15 protein-coding genes are annotated in these 17,951 nt (G+C 72.3%); 10 read left to right on the top strand and 5 right to left on the bottom strand.

All coding sequences use genetic code 11. The features are described 5' to 3' along the window. Positions 1–15: 15 nt before the first annotated feature. Positions 16–1,470: a cytosine permease gene (locus ACFCZF_RS02020; RefSeq protein ID WP_376669985.1), complete on the bottom strand. Its 1,455-nt coding sequence runs from the start codon at positions 1,468–1,470 to the stop codon at positions 16–18. Positions 1,471–1,614: 144 nt separating this feature from the next. Between ACFCZF_RS02020 and ureA the strand changes: the two genes are divergently transcribed. The 7 genes from ureA (at position 1,615) to ACFCZF_RS01985 (ending at position 9,620) form a co-directional block, all read left to right on the top strand. Beyond that, positions 1,615–2,316, top strand: coding sequence for an urease subunit gamma (ureA, locus tag ACFCZF_RS02015; RefSeq protein WP_376669984.1), 702 nt, complete (start codon positions 1,615–1,617; stop codon positions 2,314–2,316). Then, positions 2,313–4,028 (top strand): urease subunit alpha, encoded by a 1,716-nt coding sequence (locus tag ACFCZF_RS02010; RefSeq protein WP_376669983.1) that lies wholly within the window; start codon positions 2,313–2,315, stop codon positions 4,026–4,028. Before ureA ends, ACFCZF_RS02010 begins: the two co-directional genes overlap by 4 nt. A gap of 11 nt (positions 4,029–4,039) precedes the next feature. After that, positions 4,040–5,077 (top strand): agmatine/peptidylarginine deiminase, encoded by a 1,038-nt coding sequence (locus ACFCZF_RS02005; RefSeq protein WP_376669982.1) that lies wholly within the window; start codon positions 4,040–4,042, stop codon positions 5,075–5,077. Positions 5,078–5,114: 37 nt separating this feature from the next. Then, positions 5,115–5,609, top strand: coding sequence for a hypothetical protein (locus ACFCZF_RS02000; protein ID WP_376669981.1), 495 nt, complete (start codon positions 5,115–5,117; stop codon positions 5,607–5,609). Further along, on the top strand, positions 5,606–6,223 hold the full coding sequence (locus ACFCZF_RS01995) for a TetR/AcrR family transcriptional regulator (RefSeq protein ID WP_376669980.1): 618 nt from the start codon (positions 5,606–5,608) through the stop codon (positions 6,221–6,223). Before ACFCZF_RS02000 ends, ACFCZF_RS01995 begins: the two co-directional genes overlap by 4 nt. Positions 6,224–6,566: 343 nt before the next feature. Continuing rightward, the gene (gene cimA, locus ACFCZF_RS01990) at positions 6,567–8,171 is read left to right on the top strand and encodes a citramalate synthase (protein ID WP_375914310.1); all 1,605 of its coding nucleotides are present in this window, start codon (positions 6,567–6,569) and stop codon (positions 8,169–8,171) included. Between the two features lie 96 nt (positions 8,172–8,267). Beyond that, complete coding sequence (locus ACFCZF_RS01985; protein WP_376669979.1) at positions 8,268–9,620, top strand: hypothetical protein; 1,353 nt, start codon at positions 8,268–8,270, stop codon at positions 9,618–9,620. 63 nt (positions 9,621–9,683) lie between these two features. On the opposite strand, the gene ACFCZF_RS01980 is transcribed toward ACFCZF_RS01985, so the two are convergent. Next, on the bottom strand, positions 9,684–10,799 hold the full coding sequence (locus ACFCZF_RS01980) for an MFS transporter (RefSeq protein WP_376669978.1): 1,116 nt from the start codon (positions 10,797–10,799) through the stop codon (positions 9,684–9,686). Between the two features lie 188 nt (positions 10,800–10,987). Further along, on the bottom strand, positions 10,988–11,962 hold the full coding sequence (locus ACFCZF_RS01975) for a DMT family transporter (protein WP_376669977.1): 975 nt from the start codon (positions 11,960–11,962) through the stop codon (positions 10,988–10,990). A 99-nt stretch (positions 11,963–12,061) separates the two neighbouring features. Here ACFCZF_RS01975 and ACFCZF_RS01970 point away from each other — a divergent pair, with 99 nt between their 5' ends. Both ACFCZF_RS01970 and ACFCZF_RS01965 read left to right on the top strand, forming a co-directional pair. Continuing rightward, complete coding sequence (locus tag ACFCZF_RS01970; RefSeq protein WP_376669976.1) at positions 12,062–12,709, top strand: TetR/AcrR family transcriptional regulator; 648 nt, start codon at positions 12,062–12,064, stop codon at positions 12,707–12,709. A 4-nt stretch (positions 12,710–12,713) separates the two neighbouring features. Continuing rightward, on the top strand, positions 12,714–13,292 hold the full coding sequence (locus ACFCZF_RS01965; RefSeq protein ID WP_376669975.1) for a cysteine hydrolase family protein: 579 nt from the start codon (positions 12,714–12,716) through the stop codon (positions 13,290–13,292). Here the strand turns inward: ACFCZF_RS01965 and ACFCZF_RS01960 are convergent. Next, positions 13,279–13,836 (bottom strand): YceI family protein, encoded by a 558-nt coding sequence (locus ACFCZF_RS01960; protein WP_376669974.1) that lies wholly within the window; start codon positions 13,834–13,836, stop codon positions 13,279–13,281. The genes ACFCZF_RS01965 and ACFCZF_RS01960 overlap by 14 nt on opposite strands. 91 nt (positions 13,837–13,927) lie before the next feature. Beyond that, positions 13,928–15,430 (bottom strand): hopanoid C-3 methylase HpnR, encoded by a 1,503-nt coding sequence (hpnR, locus tag ACFCZF_RS01955; protein WP_376669973.1) that lies wholly within the window; start codon positions 15,428–15,430, stop codon positions 13,928–13,930. Positions 15,431–15,575: 145 nt separating this feature from the next. Here hpnR and ACFCZF_RS01950 point away from each other — a divergent pair, with 145 nt between their 5' ends. Beyond that, positions 15,576–17,951, top strand: coding sequence for a polysaccharide lyase 8 family protein (locus tag ACFCZF_RS01950; protein WP_376669972.1), 2,376 nt, complete (start codon positions 15,576–15,578; stop codon positions 17,949–17,951).

Raw genomic sequence — 17,951 nt, 5'->3', positions numbered from 1 at the left:
CCCCGGACCCCCGGCCTATGCCCGCCTGCCACCCGACTCGGTCGGGCAAGAAGCGGGCTCGGCCACGCCCGCTCCGGGTGCCGTCGCCGCGACGGCACCCGGAGTCGACAGCACGTACACCACCCCGCCCACCAGCCCCGACAGCAGGAAACTGCAGTCCACCCCGCCGGTGAAGGCCAGCAGCGGGCCCTCGTACGACGGCAGGGACACCGCCAGCAGACCGACGGCCGCGCCCACCGCCCAGGCGACCGTGGCGGGGACGTTCCAGCCGGCCCGGTACCAGTAGGCGCCGCCGCGGGCCCGGCGGTTGAAGACCTGGAGCGCTTCGGCGTCGTAGATCCCGCCGCAGCGGGCGAAGCCGATCATCGTGATGACCGCCCACGGCGTGCCGATCGCCGTCAGCAGCAGCACGAACGACGTCATCGCCGACTGCGCGTCCCAGGCGTAGTGCCCGACGAAGACACAGGCCGTGGCGACGACGGCGACGGCGCAGGTGGCCCGGGCCCGGGAGGCGCGCGGCAGGATGGCGTCCAGGTCCAGGCCCATGGAGTACAGCATCAGCCCCGCGTTGCCGACCGAGCCCGCGGAGGCGGCGAGCAGCAGCGGGACCAGGTACCAGGTGGGGGCGGCGTCGACCAGCGGCCCGGCGTAGTCCAGGGCGGCGCGGGCGGCGTACGAGGTGAAGGTGCCGAAGAGCTGCGGCACCAGCAGGCCCAGCATCAGCCCCAGCCAGGTCGCGTGCAGTACCCGGCGGGAGGAGAAGCGGGCCGGGGAGATGTAGCGGGTGTAGTCGCCGAGCAGCGTGATGAAGGCGACCGGCCCGGACAGGCCGGCGGCCACGGCCGCGAGCAGCCACGTCGGCCAGAACCCGCCCAGCAGGTACCCGCCCGCGTCCGGCAGCGCGGCGGTCGTGAAGTCGGGGGCGTAGGCGATCACGCCCAGGACCAGCAGGGCGGTCATGCCGAAGGCCAGCACCCGGGACATGGCGAGCAGCACCCGGTAGCCGTAGACCGCGCCCGCGACGGTCGCCGCGGCGAGCAGCCCGTAGACCACGGCGTACGCGGCCCCGCCCTGCGGCAGGCCGAAGAGCCGGCCGAGCACGCCCATCATCACGTCGCCGCCGATCCACACGGTCAGCGCGGTGTAGCCGAGGGCGAGGAGCAGGCCGACCACCGAGCCGACCAGTCGTCCGCGCACGCCGAACTGGGCGCCGGACGACGTGGACAGGTTGGTGCCGGTGCGCAGGGAGACCAGGGCCAGCGGAGCCGTGAAGACGGTGCCGGCGACCGTACCCGCCACCACCGAGCTGACCGACGCCCACCAGCCGAGGCCGAAGGACGGCGGCAGCCAGCCGAAGACGATCACGCCCAGGCAGAGGTTGGACCCCAGCAGGATCGAGACCAGGTCCCGGGGCCCGCTGGTGCGTTCCCCTTCGGGGATGGTGTCGACTCCGCGCTGTTCTATCGGCATGGCTGGTCTCCTTCGACGGCCGCCCGAGGTTTAGAGCGACGTTCAATGTGACGTCTGCCCCGTCGGTCCGTCAATCCTTCCGTTGTAGGAATCGCATATTTAGAGTGGTGCTCTAATGTCATGTCGGCAAGGAGGTACCGCGTCGTGAGACTGACTCCCACGGAACGTGACCGGCTGCTGCTCTTCGGAGCGGCGGAGCTGGCCCGTGCCCGCCGCGCGCGCGGGCTCAGGCTGAACGTGCCGGAGGCGACCGCGCTGATCGCGGACACCGTGTGCGAGGCCGCCCGCGACGGTGCCCGCCTCGCGGAGGCGATCGAGCGCGCCCGGTCCGTACTCGGCCCGGACGACGTGCTGCCCGGTGTCGCGGACGTGGTCACCGAGGTGCACGTGGAGGCCGTCTTCGACGACGGCTCCCGGCTCGCGGTCGTCTCCGACCCCATCGGGGGCGGGGCGCTCGGACCGGCGGGCCCGGGGGCCCTGCTGCCGGGCCCCGACCACGCCGAACCCGAGGCCGCGGTGCGCGTCCCGGTCACCAACACCGCGACCGTGCCGGTCTCCGTGACCTCGCACTTCCACTTCTTCGAGGCCAACCCGCGGCTGGACTTCGACCGTGAGCGGGCCTACGGCATGCGCCTCGCCGTCCCCGCCGGGTCCTCGGTCCGCTTCGGACCCGGGGAGAGCGCCGAGGTCGGCCTCGTGCCCATAGGCGGCCGGCGGATCGCGATCGGCTTCGCCGGTCTGGTCGACGGTCCGCTGGACGCGCCGGGGGCGAAGGAGGAGGCACTGCGGCGGGCCGCGGCCTGCGGATACCTGGGGATCACCACACCGGAAGGAGGCGGGCGATGAGCCGCTCGAAGGGACGCGAGATCAGCGAGTCGATCCACGTCGACCCCCACGCCTACGCCGCCACGCACGGCCCCCGCGCCGGCGACCGCGTCCGCCTCGGCGACTCGGGCCTGGTCATCCGCGTCGAGTCCGACGCCCAGCGTTACGGCGACGAGTTCCTCGCCGGGTTCGGCAAGACCGCCCGGGACGGACTGCACCTCAAGGCCGCCGCCGTCCGCGAGACCTGCGACGTCGTGATCAGCAACGTCGTCGTGATCGACGCCGCGCAGGGGATCAGGAAGGTCTCCATCGGCATCCGCGAGGGCCGGATCTGCGGGATCGGCCGGGCCGGGAACCCCGACACCCTCGACGGGGTCGACGTCGTGGTCGGCACGGGCACGTCCATCGTCTCCGGCGAGGGCCTCATCGCCACCGCCGGCGCCGTCGACACCCACGTCCACCTGCTCTCCCCGCGCATCATGGAGGCGTCGCTCGCGTCCGGCGTGACGACGATCATCGGGCAGGAGTTCGGCCCCGTCTGGGGCGTCGGCGTCAACTCGCCCTGGGCGCTGAAGCACGCGTTCGGCGCGTTCGACGCCTGGCCGGTCAACATCGGGTTCCTCGGACGGGGTTCGTCGTCCCACGAGGCGCCGCTCATCGAGGCGCTGGCCGAGGGCGGCGCGAGCGGCTTCAAGGTGCACGAGGACATGGGCGCCCACACCCGCGCCCTCGACACCGCCCTGCGCGTCGCCGAGGAGCACGACGTGCAGGTAGCCCTGCACAGCGACGGCCTGAACGAGTGCCTCTCCGTGGAGGACACCCTCCGCGTCCTGGAGGGCCGCACCATCCACGCCTTCCACATCGAGGGCTGCGGCGGCGGACACGTCCCCAACGTGCTGAAGATGGCCGGTGTCCCCAACGTCATCGGCTCCTCCACCAACCCCACCCTGCCCTTCGGCCGGGACGCGGTCGCCGAGCACTACGGCATGATCGTCTCCGTCCACGACCTGAAGACCGACCTGCCGGGCGACGCCGCCATGGCCCGCGACCGCATCCGCGCCGGGACCATGGGCGCCGAGGACGTGCTGCACGACCTGGGCGCGATCGGCATCACCTCCTCCGACGCGCAGGGCATGGGCCGGGCCGGCGAGACCGTCCGCCGCACCTTCGCGATGGCCGGGAAGATGAAGGCCGAGTTCGGCGCCCCCGACGACGACCACGACAACGAACGCGTCCTGCGCTACATGGCGAAGCTGACCATCAACCCCGCCATCGCCCACGGCCTCTCCCACGAGGTCGGCTCGATCGAGGTCGGCAAGCTCGCCGACATCGTCCTGTGGCGCCCGGAGTACTTCGGCGCCAAGCCGCAGCTCGTCCTCAAGTCGGGCTTCCCGGCGTACGGCGTGGTGGGCGACCCCAACGCCGCCACCGACACCTGCGAACCCCTCGTCCTCGGCCCGCAGTTCGGCGCGCACGGCGCCACGCCCGCCGACATATCGGTGGCCTTCGTCGCCCAGGCCGCCCTCGACCAGGGCGGCGACACGATGCCGACCCGTCGCCGCAGGGTCGCGGTGCGCGGCACGCGCGGCATCGGCCCGGCCGACCTGCGCCTGAACTCCCGTACCGGCGCGGTCGACGTCGACCAGCGCACGGGCCTGGTCACCCTGGACGGCGACGCGCTGCGCTCCGAACCGGCCGAGTCCGTCTCCCTCAACCGCCTCTACTTCCTGTGAAGGAACCCGCGATGACCGCTGCCGCCGACGGCTTCCGCATGCCCCCCGAATGGGCTCCGCACGAGCGCACCTGGATGGCGTGGCCGGGCCCCAACCACACCTTCGAGAGCCCCGAGGAGCTGTCCGCCGCGCGTATCGCCTGGGCGTCCGTCGCCCGTGCCGTCCGCCGCTTCGAGCCGGTCACCGTGGTGTGCGGCCCGGGTCAGTCGGCCGAGGCGCGCGCCCTGCTGGGCGACGGGATCGACACGGTCGAGCGCGACCTGGACGACGCCTGGATGCGCGACATCGGCCCCACCTTCCTCACCGACGGCACCGAACTGGCCGCCGTCGACTGGACCTTCAACGGCTGGGGCGCCCAGGACTGGGCCCGCTGGGACCACGACGCGAAGATCGGCGCGTACGTCGCCGACCTCGCGGGCGCCCGTACGTACGCCTCGCCGCTGGTCAACGAGGGCGGCGGCATCCACGTCGACGGCGAGGGCACCGTCCTGCTCACCGAGACCGTGCAGCTCGGCCCCGAGCGCAACCCCGGCTGGACGAAGGAGCGGGTCGAGGCGGAGGTCCACGGCCACCTCGGCACCCGCAAGGCGATCTGGCTGCCGCGCGGCCTGACCTCGGACTACCCCCCGTACGGCTTCGGCACCCTCGGCCACGTCGACATCGTCGCCGCCTTCGCCGCCCCCGGTGTCGTCGTCGCCCACCACCAGCCCGACCCGGCCCACCCCGACCACGAGGTGACCAAGGAGGCCATCGGCATCCTGCGCTCCGCCACCGATGCCCGGGGGCGCCGCCTGGAGGTCGTCGAGGTGCCCGCCCCGACCGTCCTGGAGGCCGACGGGCACTGGGCGGACTACTCCTACATCAACCACTACCTCTGCAACGGCGGCGTCGTGCTCTGCGGCTTCGACGACCCGCGCGACGAGATCGCGGCCGGCATCTTCCGCCGGCTCCACCCGCAGCGCACGGTGACCCTGGTGGACGCGCGCACGATCTTCGCGGGCGGCGGCGGCATCCACTGCATCACGCAGCAGCAGCCGAAGACGGGCTGACGGCGGGGCGGCTTCGGTGATCGGGTAGAACGTACGGGTGGATGTACTGCTCTGCACGGCCTGCGGACACCGACTGACCGAGCCGCTGCGTCTGCTGCCCGAGGTGCCACCGCACCCGGAGTACGACGGACTCAAGAACCCCGACGGCTCGCGGCACGCCCCGCCGACCCTCCCGCCCGGCGGGTACGCGGTGGACCCCGAGCCGAGCGGGGCGCCTTACGTGCCGCACCCGGACCCGGAGTGGGAAGGGGCGACCCTCCCCGGCGTCTCGGTGGGGGAGCCGGACGGCCCCCGCACCATGGTCTCCAGGGGGCCGCGCGGCACTCTGGTGGTCAACCCGGAGGACGCCCGCGAGCGGCTGTCCGGCAACCCGGACGTCCAGGAGTCGGGGTGCTGCGGAGCGCTCGGCATGGAAGGGCCCAACCAGGTGTGCGGGGGGTGCGGAGCAGCGGTGGCCACCTGGCACAGCGAGTGTTACGGACCGTGGGAGATCCGCTTCCTCCCGGACGCGGTCCGGGTGGCCTCCGCATGAGCACCCCGGGCGCCCGCCGCCGCAACACCGCCCCGCCGCGCGAGGACGTCCTCGCCGCCGCGATGGAGATGATCGCCGAGCGCGGTCTGGAGAAACTCACCATGGCGGCTCTCGGCCGCGAGGTCGGCATGAGCAGCGGCCACCTCCTCTACTACTTCCACTCCAAGGACGAACTGCTGCTGCGCACCCTGGAGTGGAGCGAGGGCCGGCTCGGCGTCGAACGCGGCCGGCTGCTCACCCGGCCCGGCACGGCCCGCGAACGCCTCGACGCCTACGTCGACCTGTACGTCCCCGAGGGCCACCGCGACCCGCACTGGACGCTCTGGATGGAGGTCTGGAACCGCTCGCAGAGCGCCGCCGACGAATCCGCCGCCCGCGACCGGCAGGCCGCCATCGAGGGCGCCTGGCACCGCGACCTGGTCGCACTGCTCGCCGAGGGCGTCTCGCGCGGCGAGTTCCGCCCCGTCGACCCCGACCGCTTCGCCGCCCGGCTGCGCGCCCTCCTCGACGGCTTCGCCATCCACGTGGCGATCGGGCTGCGCGGGACGGACCGGGGGAGGGTCCTCGGTCATGTACGGGAGTTCCTGGACGAGAGCCTGGCCACGGACGCCTGAACACGCGCCCGGGTCGTACGGCCTACGGCACGCGCTGACCAGCACAGCGCCCGCATCCTGAGACGGTCGGTGAACACGGGGGCGGTCTGTGCCAGACTGCGTCCGTGCTCTCGTTCGCCATGATTATTGGCAGCAGGCGCGCCGGTCCGCAGTGACCACCACGTACGACCAGGTACGGGTGGACACCGTCGTCCTCGACCCGCGCGCAGACCTCTCGCACCCGCGAGAGGTTTTTCGTTTTCCTGGCCCACCCCCAGCCGGGAAGAGAGCGTGCGGGATCATAGACGGACGGTGGAACCGGTCATTCCGGTAGACCGAGATCCCATACAGGAGCCTTCAGATCATGACCGCACCCAGCGAACTCGACGATTCGTTCCACGTCTTCGACACCACCCTGCGCGACGGTGCGCAGCGCGAGGGCATCAACCTCACGGTCGCGGACAAGCTGGCCATCGCACGGCACCTGGACGACTTCGGTGTGGGCTTCATCGAGGGCGGCTGGCCCGGCGCCAACCCGCGGGACACCGAGTTCTTCGCCCGCGCGCAGCAGGAGATCGACTTCAAGCACGCCCGGCTGGTCGCCTTCGGCTCCACCCGCCGCGCGGGCGCGACCGCGGCCGAGGACCACCAGGTCAGGGCGCTCCTGGAGTCCGGCGCCCAGGTGATCACTCTGGTCGCCAAGTCCCACGACCGGCACGTCGAACTCGCCCTGCGCACCACGCTCGACGAGAACCTGGCGATGGTGCGGGACACCGTCTCCCACCTCGTCGCGCAGGGCCGCCGGGTCTTCGTCGACTGCGAGCACTTCTTCGACGGCTACCGCGCCAACCCCGAGTACGCGAAGGCCGTCGTCCGCGCCGCCTCGGAAGCGGGCGCCGACGTCGTCATCCTCTGCGACACCAACGGCGGCATGCTCCCGGCGCAGATCCAGGCCGTGGTCGGCACGGTGCTGGCCGACACCGGCGCCCGGCTCGGCATCCACGCCCAGGACGACACCGGCTGCGCCGTCGCCAACACCCTCGCCGCGGTCGACGCGGGCGCGACCCACGTCCAGTGCACGGCGAACGGCTACGGCGAGCGCGTCGGCAACGCCAACCTCTTCCCGGTCGTGGCCGCGCTGGAGCTGAAGTACGGCAAGCAGGTCCTCCCCGAGGGCCGGCTGCGCGAGATGACCCGCATCTCCCACGCCATCGCCGAGGTCGTCAACCTGACCCCCTCCACCCACCAGCCCTACGTCGGTGTCTCCGCCTTCGCGCACAAGGCCGGCCTGCACGCCTCCGCGATCAAGGTCGATCCCGACCTGTACCAGCACATCGATCCCGAGCTGGTCGGCAACACCATGCGGATGCTGGTCTCCGACATGGCCGGCCGCGCCTCCATCGAGCTCAAGGGCAAGGAACTCGGCATCGACCTCGGCAACGACCGTGAGCTGGTCGGCCGGGTCGTCGAGCGCGTGAAGGAACGCGAGCTGGCGGGCTACACCTACGAGGCCGCCGACGCGAGCTTCGAACTCCTGCTGCGCGCCGAGGCCGAGGGCAGCCCCCTCAAGTACTTCGACGTCGAGTCCTGGCGCTCGATCGCCGAGGACCGCCCCGACGGCACCCACGCCAACGAGGCCACGGTCAAGCTCTGGGCCAAGAGCGAGCGCATCGTCGCCACGGCCGAGGGCAACGGGCCGGTCAACGCCCTGGACCGCGCCCTGCGGGTCGCCCTGGAGAAGATCTACCCGGAGCTGGCCAAGCTCGACCTGGTCGACTACAAGGTCCGCATCCTGGAGGGCGTGCACGGCACCCAGTCCACGACCAGGGTCCTCATCTCCACGAGCGACGGGACGGGGGAGTGGTCCACGGTGGGCGTCGCGGAGAACGTCATCGCCGCCTCGTGGCAGGCCCTGGAGGACGCGTACACGTACGGGCTGCTGCGGGCGGGGGTCGCGCCCGCCGGGTGAGCCGGTGTCCCGGTCCGGTCCTCCCTTCGGTGTCCCGGTCGGTTTCCTGACCCGCACTGATGTCTTATTGAGGTCGATTCGGGTACTTTCGAACGTATGAAGGACGCACGCGTTCGAGTCCTCATACGCCTCCTGGTCGCGCCGGTCATCGCCGCACTGGCGGTGCTGATGGCCGGTGCGCCCGGCGCGCAGGCGGCCACCGACGTGTCCGAGATCGGCGCGGCCCTGCGCGAGAGTCCCGTGTACGTGGACCCGGCCGCCTCCGACCTGCTGTCGTCGGCGGACGCCGAGGCGCTCGCCGACAAGATCGAGGACGCGAACGAACCCGTCTTCGTGGCGGTCCTCCCCGCCGATTACCCGACCGAGAACCTCTTCCGGAACCTCCGCACCGAGACCGGCATCACCGGTCTGTACGGCGTCCGGCTCGGCGACGAGTTCGACGCGCGCGCCGACAGCAGGGTGCTGAGCCGCCAGGGCGTGGACAACCTGGTCACGGCGGCGCAGGGCGCGGGCGACACCAAGGCCCAGCTGAACGACTTCGTCGACGACGCGCTGCGCAGCGTACGCGGCTCCGCACCCTCCTCCTGGGACTCCGGCGGTTCCTCCGCGCCGACGGGCGCCCTGATCACCGCCGGCGCGGTGGTGGCCGTCGGCGGCGCGGGCGTCTACGCCCTCTCCCGGCGCAACCGGCATCGCCGCGAGGAGGAGCAGCGGGAGGCGCTGGAACGGCTGCGGGTGGTGGTCGACGAGGACATCACGGCGTTCGGCGAGGAACTCGACCGCCTGGACTTCCACCCGGCGGAACCGCGCGCCGACGACGCGATGCGCACCGACTACGAACGCGCCCTCGACGCCTACGAGCAGGCCAAGACGTTCATGGCGGACGCCCGTAAACCCGAGGACGTCCGCGCGGTCACCCAGGCCCTGGAGGACGGCCGCTTCTCGCTCGCACAGCTCGCCGCCCGCCGCGAGGGCAGGCAGCTGCCCGAACGCCGCCCGCCCTGCTTCTTCGACCCGCGCCACGGCCCGTCGGTCGCCGACGTCACCTGGACCCCCCAGGGCGGCGCCACCCGCCAGGTCCCGGTCTGCGCCGCCGACCAGGCCCGCCTCTCCGACGGACGCGACCCGATGATCCGCGAGGTGGAGACCGAGTACGGCCGCCGCCCCTACTGGGACGCGGGCCCGGCCTACGGCCCCTGGGCGGGCGGCTACTTCGGCGGCGGCATCCTGCCCGGTCTGCTGGTCGGCACCATGCTGGGCAGCATGATGGCGGGCCCCGCCTACGGAGCCGGTTACGGTTCCGGCTACGGCGACTTCGGCGGCCACGAGGGCGGCGACGTCTCCGGCGCGGACTTCGACCCCGGCGACTTCGGGGGCGGTTTCGGGGGCGGCGACTTCGGCGGGGGCGGCGGCTTCGGCGGCGGGGGCGACTTCGGCGGAGGCTTCTGACGGGGCGCTCCTGAGGGTGCCCCGCCGCCGGACGGAGCCGGAGTCAGACCGGTATTCAGATATTCAGACCGGCGTCACGCGGGAGGCCCGGGACGTCCGGGATACCCGGGACGCCCGCACAGCCGACGCCGCGACGACGAGCGCGAGGGCCGAGGCGACGAGCCCCGCGCTGACCCACACCGGCGACCGGTACCCGAACCCCGCGCCGATCGCCGCACCCCCGGACCACGGACCCAACGCCGCCCCCACGTTGAAGGCGGCCGTCGCGAAGCCCCCGGCCAGCGTGGGCGCACCCGGTGCCGCGTACAGCACCTGCGAGATGAGCGTAGAGCCGACCCCGAAGGACAGGGCGCCCAGCAGGAACACGAGCCCGAGGGCCGGTACCGGGTCACCGGCGCCGAGCGCGAGCGCGCACCACCCGGCGCACAGCACGGCACCGCCCGCCGTCACCACCAGCGCCGGACGCCGGTCGGCGAACCGCCCACCCGCACTCACCCCGGCGAACGCCCCCGCCCCGAACAGCGCCAGCACGCCGGGCACCCACGCGTCGTCCAGCCCGCCGACCTCGGTGGCCAGCGGCGCGAGATACGTGAACGTGCAGAAGGTCGCCCCGTTCACCAGGGCTCCCAGCAGCAGCGTGCCCAGGAGGCGCGGGCTGCGCAGTGCCCGTACCTCGCCACGCAGCGGAGGAGGGGCGACGCCGGCGGCCCCGCCCGGAACCGACCGGGCGACCGCCACCACGGCGGGCACCCCGACCACGCAGGCCAGCGTGACCCCGGCGAGCAGAGTGGACGTGGCCCGGCCCTTGGCCTCCGGGGCGACCATCCCGGTGGCGGCCACCAGGGCGACGGCCAGGAACCCGGCGTTGGCCAGCGCTCCGACCACCCGGGTGGCCAGCAGCACTCCGAAACTGTCGGTGACGGCACCGACGACATGAACGGCGAGGAAGACGATCAGGAAGCCCAGCAGGGCACCCCGTCGTGACCAGCGCCGGCCGAGCACCGCCATCAGCGGCGCCCCGACGACCATGCCCACCGCGAAGGCGGAGGTCAGCGACCCCGCCGCCGGCACGGTGACCTGTAGATCCCTGGCGATGTCCGGCACCAGCCCGGACAGCATGAACTCGGACGTTGCCTGGGCGAACACGGCAAGGCCCAGCAGAAGAAGAGCGAACGGCATGAGGAAACTCCGCACCCGGAAGTCGACGTCGAACACGACACGGCGGTCGGTCGTCCGGCGGGCGGCGGTGGAGACAGCGGCGACTACGGGTACGCGCGCGGCGCGTCCCTCAGCCCGGCATCGCGAACAGCCACCGGAGGACCGGTGGCCGGAGTCTGGACGCTTCGGGGCTGTTCACGTCGGGCAGGTTAGCGCCTCTCGGCACAGGTCACGACCGAATAATCGGCGGCGGACTGGGTGGGCGGTGCGGGCCGGGCGGACCGGACGGGCCGGGTCCGCGACTCGCCGCCGCCCCCGCCCCTGCCCCCGCGCCGGACGACGACGACCGCCGCGAGGCCGACCGCCAGGCCGAGCGCGGTCTGTACGCCGAAGGGTTCACCGAACATCAGGGCGCCCCACACGGCCGTGACCGGGGCCATGAGGAACATGAGGGTGTTGACCTCGGTGATTCCGGACCGTCGCAGGATCAGCCAGTACAGCCCGTAGCCGCCGAAGGTGGGCAGCACGATGAGCCAGGCGGTCGCCACCCAGAACGAGGAGTCGGCCGGTGGGGCGGCGGCCCCGACGCCGACCGCCATGCCCGAGAAGAGGACGGCGCTCGTCACGCAGTGGATCGTCATCGCCACCCGGGGCTGGACCGGCGCGCGTGAGCGGCCCTCCAGGAAGGTGGCCGCCACCAGCGACAGCATGCCGAGGAAGGGCACGAAGTACGCCCACCAGGCCACGTCCGCTCCCGCCGCCGCGGCGTCGGCGACCGTGACCGTGGCGACGCCGGCCAGCCCCAGCCACAGTCCGAGCCACTGCCGACGCGAGACGTACTGCCGCAGCAGGGGGCCGGCGAGCGCACCGGCGACGAGCGGCTGGACGCCGTCGATCAGCGCGGTGGTGCCGCTGGAGACACCGAGCTGGATGGCGTAGTAGACGCTGAGCAGATACCCGCTCTGCGACAGCGCACCTACGGCGATCTGCCGGCCGGCGTCCCGGAGCGTCAGGCCCCGCCACGCCGCGCGCGAGACGACCGCGGCGGCCACCAGGGCCACGGCGAGTGGCAGGAAGCGCCACATCAGGAGCGTGGTCGCGTCCGCCGTTCCGGCGCCGAGCTTGGCGCCGATGAAGCCGGAGCTCCAGCACAGTACGAAGGCGACCGAGAGCAGTGCGTTCACGTCGACCACATCCAGGATCAGGTAGACAGATGATCAGGTAGACAGACCGGTTTACTCGCGTTCCGGGTGCCCACTATACAGATCGGTATACTCGTGAACATGGAGCCTGTGGAGAAGCAGAAGAAGCAGGAGAAGCCGCACCGCGTCCGCATGACGCCCGGTGCGCGACGCGTTCTGGAAGCCGCCGAGCGCCTGTTCTACGAGCGCGGCATCCATGCCGTGGGCGTGGACCTCATCGCCGCCGAGGCCGGGGTGACCAAGAAGACGCTGTACGACCGGTTCGGCTCGAAGGAGCAGATCGTCGTGGAGTACCTGGCCGGGCGCGACGAGCGCTGGCGGGAGCTGCTGGCCGGCCGTCTGGAGGCGGCCTCGGGGCAGGAGCCGGCCGCCCGGGTCCTGGCCGTCTTCGAGGCCTCGCGCGCGTGGGCGGCGGAGTACGGGGCCAAGGGGTGCAGCATGATCAACGCCCACGCGGAGATCAGCGACCCGGCCCACCCGGCGTATCCGGTCATCACCGGGCAGAAGCGGTGGATGCTCGACCTGTTCACCCGCCTGGCCCGGGAGACCGGCGCGGCCGGAGAGGCCGACGCGGACCGGCTGGCGCGCACGCTGATGCTGCTGCACGAGGGCGCGCTGGTCACGCACGGGCTGGGCGTCTTTCCCGACCCCTTCGGCCAGGCCCTCGACCAGGCGAGGGACCTGCTGGAGAACGGGGCGGCGGCCGGGCGGGACGCACCGCTACGGTGAGCCCATGCCGTCCAGCACCGCGCTCCTCGTCATGGACATGCAGAACGCCATGGTCGCGATGGCGCACCGGGCCGCCGGGACGGTCGCCGCGATCGCGGGGTTGAGTGAGCGGGCCCGGGCGGCCGGTGTGCCGGTGGTGACGGTCCGGCACCGGGGCGAGGAGGTGGTGCCCGGCACCGAAGGCTGGCGGGTCGTGCCCGAGCTGGCGCCGCGGGAGGGGGAGCCGGTCATCGACAAGACGACCCCGGACGGCTTCCTGGCCACCGACCTCGACGGGGCCCTCAAGGCGCTCGGGATCACCGAGGTGATCGTGACCGGGTTCGCCACGGAGGTCTGCGTGGACACCACGGCACGGCAGGCGCTGAGCCGGGGGTACGACCTGGTCGTCGTGGCCGACGGGCACACCACGTCACGGCGGAGCGCGGCGGACGCCGAGGGCCTGGTTCCCGCGGACCGTTCGATCGCGCAGTACAACACGGTCTACCGGACGATCGGCTGGCCCGGCCGGCGTATCCGGGTCCGGGCCGCCGTCGACGTGGACTTCGCCGCCCCCGAGTGGGTGCGGGGCGTCACGCCTGCTTGATCGCCGAGATGTCGAAGTTGAGCTTGATCTTGTCGGAGACCAGCACGCCGCCCGTCTCCAGCGCCGCGTTCCAGGTGAGCCCCCACTCCGAGCGCTTGATCTCCGCCTTGCCCTCGAAGCCGACGCGCTCGTTGCCGAACGGGTCCTTGGCCGCGCCGTTGAACTCCAGGTCGATGGTGAGCGGCCTGGTGGTCCCGAGGATCGTGAGGTCGCCGGTGACGCGGTAGTCGTCGCCGCCCAGGGTTTCCGCCTTGGTGGAGCGGAAGGTCATCTTCGGGAACTCGTCCGTCTTGAAGAAGTCGGAGCTCTTGAGGTGACCGTCGCGGTCGGCGGAACCCGTGTCGATGCTGTCCATCGTGATGTCGAGGGACGCCGTGGAACGGGTCGGGTCGGCGCCGTCCAGGTGCAGGTCGCCGCTGAAGTCGAGGAACTTGCCCTTGACGTTGGTGACCATGGCGTGGCGCGCCGTGAAGCCGATCGTGGTGTGCGCGGGGTCGATCGTGTACTCGCCGGTCAGGGTGGTGAGGTCGGGGGTGGTGGTCATGGCGTCCTCCGGAAGGATCGAGTCGTGATGTTGAATGTTCAACCAGTTCAACGGTCCCGACTGTAGACCTATTCCGTTCAGCCTTCAACGGTTACGCGCGGGGCGGCGGCGATGTCCGCGATGCCTGCGGTGCCGTCCGCGTGTGGACGTACAACTGCCGCCGGTCGCCGACGTCGACGGGCTTGGGCAGGGGAAGTTCGTAGCGCACGGGCATGCTGTGGTCCGCGAACTGCCGGCGCGGGTTGTAGACCTGGTTGAACTTCCACAGCATGCGAGCGAAGTTCGTCTGCCCGTGCAGCAGGTTCCGGCCGAGGATCCGGGCCGCGCCGAACGCCGTCCGCAGGCCCAGGTGCTTGCGGTTGATCACGGCCTGGGTGCGCACCAGTTCCTCGTAGAACCGGTCCAGCGGCAGCGTCGTCGGCACCACCGCGTGCTGGATGTCGAAGAGGCGGTAGTCGCGGGTGGTGAGGCGGCGCGACTCCGTGTGCCAGATCTCCGTCCCCGGGTACGGGGTCATCACCGTGAAGTGCACGATCTCCGGCACCGACAGCGCGAACTCCCGCACCACCCGGAAGCGCTCCTCGTCCCAGGCCGGGTCCACGATGAGGTTGATGGCGACCTGGATGCCCAGGCGCCGAGCCGTCTCCAGCGCCCGGAGGTTCTCGTCCGGGCTGATCCGCTTGCGGAACAGGTCCAGGCCCTCGGCGTCGATGGCCTCCATGCCCAGGAACATGTAGCGCAGGCCGAGCCGCGCCCACCGCTCGAACACCTCGGGGTGGCGCAGCAGCACGTCGCTGCGGGTCTCCAGGTAGTACTGCTTGCGGATGCCGCGCCGTTCCACCTCGGCGGCGATGGCGTTGCCGTGCTCGGGCCGGATGAAGGCCACGTCGTCCACGATGAAGACGTTGGGTTCGCGGATCCTCGCCAGGTCCTCGGCCGCGGCCTCGGGGGAGGCCTTGCGGTAGCTACGGCCGTAGAACGTCCAGGCGGAGCAGAACGAGCAGTCCCAGGGGCAGCCGCGGGTGAACTCGATGGAGGCGCACGGGTCCAGCTCGCCGATGAAGTAGCGGCGCCGGTTGCGCATCAGGTCGCGGGCCGGGAGCGGGGAGTCGATGCCGTGCATCATCAGGGGCGCGGGTCCGCGTCCGGCGGCGGTGATGATCCCCGGGACGCCCTCCACCCCGCCGTCGCGCACCGCCTCCAGCAGCGGCGCGATCACCGGCTCGCCCTCGCCCCGGACCACCGCGTCCACCGCACCGGCCGACTGCTCCAGCACGTCCTCGGCGACGAAGGAGACGCTGTGCCCGCCGAAGAAGACGAAGCAGCCCGGCACCTCCCGCTTCACCTTCGCCGCCAGGTCGATGGCCTCCGGGATGTTCGCCAGGTAGTTCAACGAGACGCCGAGGGCCTGGGGCCGGAACGACCGCACCTCGTCGCGCAGGGTCGCCAGGCTGAGCACCTGGAGGTCCACGACCCGCACCTCGTGCCCCGCCTCGCGGGCCGCGCCCGCCACCCGTTCGAGCCCCAGGGGCTCCAGGCGCAGGAAGATCTCGGAGTACATCAGGGCGCTGGGATGGACGAGCAGCAGGCGCATGGTCACCTCGTCGCGGATCGGAACGCACCGGAACGGAGGCGAACCGGAACGGCGGTCAGGCCTCCCCTTGGTAACCCGGCGGACCCCTCCCCGCAGCACGCGTACCGCCGCCTGGCGGACCCCGGATCGGGGAAAGGTCATGGGCATGACCTCCAAGTGGCCGTACGTCCGCCGAACCGGCGCCGAACCCACCCGCCGCACCGTCCTCCTCGCGACCGCCCTGGCCGCCGCACTCACGCCCGCCCTCGGCACCCCGTCCGTCGCCGCCCCCGCCGCAGCCGCCGCCGACCCCTACGACACCCTCCGCCGGCGCTGGCTCGGCATCGCCCTCGGCGACGGCTACGACCCGGCCGCCGAACCGTACGCCTCCCGCCTCGCGGAAACCGGCGACCGCGCCCGCGCCCACCGCGCCACCATGGCCCCCACCCCCACCTCCCTGTGGCCCGGCCACCCCTTCGACCCACCCGCCGGCATCACCTTCGCCTACGGCCGCCTGTGGACCATGACCGAGGCGTACGTCCAGCAGGGCACCGGCTCCACCGGCGACGAGACCCTCCTCGCCGACATCCTGCGCGGCCTCGACCACCTCTCGGCCACCGTCTACCACCCGTCCACCACCCGCTACGGCAACTGGTGGGAGTGGCAGATCGGCAGCCCCCGCCTCCTGATGGACATCACGGCCGCCCTGTACGACCACCTCGGCGCCGACCGTGTCACCGCCGCCTGCGCCGCCGTCGACCACTTCGTCCCCGACTCGATGCTCGGCGACTACACCGGCACCTCCACCGGCGCCAACCGCGTCGACCTGTGCCGCTCCGTCGCCCTGCGCGGCATCCTGGGCCGGGCCCCCGCCAAGCTCGCCCTCGCCCGCGACGCCCTCTCGCCGGTCTTCCCGTACGTCACCAAGGGCGACGGCCTCTACGCCGACGGCTCGTTCGTCCAGCACACGTGGGTCGCCTACTCGGGGACGTACGGCCAGGTCATGCTGGACGGACTGGGCCGGCTGTTCACCCTGCTCGCCGGCTCGGAGTGGGAGGTGACGGACCCCGGCAGGCAGATCATCCTCGACAGCGTCGAGCACGCCTACGCGCCCCTCATCCACGACGGCCTGGTCATGGACGGCGTCAACGGACGGGCCATCAGCCGGGGTTACCTCAAGAGCGACGATCTGCACGTCATGCGCAGCGACCACTTCCACGGGCAGCAGCTCATCGCCGCCATGGCGGTCCTCGCCGGCGGCGCGAGCGACGCCGAGCGCGAACGCTGGTACGCGCGGATCAAGGGCTGGATCGAACGGGACACCGTCACCCCCGTCCTGACGGCACCCCAGTTCGGGGTCGCCGACCTGGCCCGGCTGCACGAGATCGCGGACGCCCCCGTCGAGGCCGCACCCGAGCCCACCGGGCACCGCCTCTTCGCCGCCATGGACCGCTCCGTCCACCGCCGCCCCGCCTTCACCGCGCACCTCGCCATGGCCAGTGACCGCATCGCCCACTACGAGTGCGGCAACGGCGAGAACCCGCGCGGCTGGCACACCGGCGCGGGCCTGCTCACCTGGTGGGCGAACGGGACGGGAGCGGGCCGCTCCGATCAGTACACCGACTGGTTCTGGCCGACCGTCGACTGGTACCGGCTGCCCGGCACCACCGTCTCCACCAAGCGCCTGGCCGACAAGGCCGGCGGCGAGTGGGGCGCGCCCAAGCCCGACGCGCGCTGGGTCGGCGGCACGACCGACGGCGAGTACGCGGCCGTCGGGCAGCACCTCAAAGGGCTCGGCTCGACCCTCGAAGCCCGCAAGTCCTGGTTCTTCCTCGACGACGAGGTGGTCTGCCTGGGAGCCGGCATCACCTGCGCGGACGGCGTCCCGGTCGAGACGGTCGTCGACAACCGCAACCTCGGGGAGGTCGGCCGCCAGGCACTCGTCCGCGGCCGTGGCTGGGCCCATCTGGCGGGCCACGGCGGCTGGATCGTGCCCGAGGGCGAGCTGCGGACCCTGCGCGAGGACCGCACCGGCGCCTGGTCCGACATCAACACCACCAGCACGACCGAGCGCCGGACCCGCCGCTGGCAGACCCTCTGGCTGGACCACGGCACGGACCCGGCCGACGCGGACTACGTCTACGTCCTCATGCCGGGCGCCTCCCGCCGGGACGTCGCACGCCGCGCCGCCGACCGCCACCGGCTCACGGTCCTCGCCAACGACGACAGCCGACAGGCGATCGCCGTTCCCCCGCTCGGCCTCACGGCCGCGAACTTCTGGCAGGCCGGCACGGCGGGCCCGCTCACCGCGACGGCGGGGGCCAGTGTGCTGGTCCGCCGCCGGGGCCGTACCGCTACCCTCTGCGTCAGCGAACCACCGCGTACCGGAGAGCCCCTGGAGATCATCTGGGACCATCCGGTGCGGACGACGGTACGGGCCGACGAGACGGTCGAGATCGTCGCGACGGGCCGCCGACTGCACCTCCGCGTCACTCCAGGGGTGGTATGTACCACCCATGAATGTGAGGTGACTCTCAGCTGA

The organism is Streptomyces sp. NPDC056296, from assembly GCF_042268605.1.
Lineage (GTDB): Bacteria > Actinomycetota > Actinomycetes > Streptomycetales > Streptomycetaceae > Streptomyces.
Note: the sequence above shows the minus strand (reverse complement) of the source record. Positions and strands in the feature narration are given on the sequence as shown.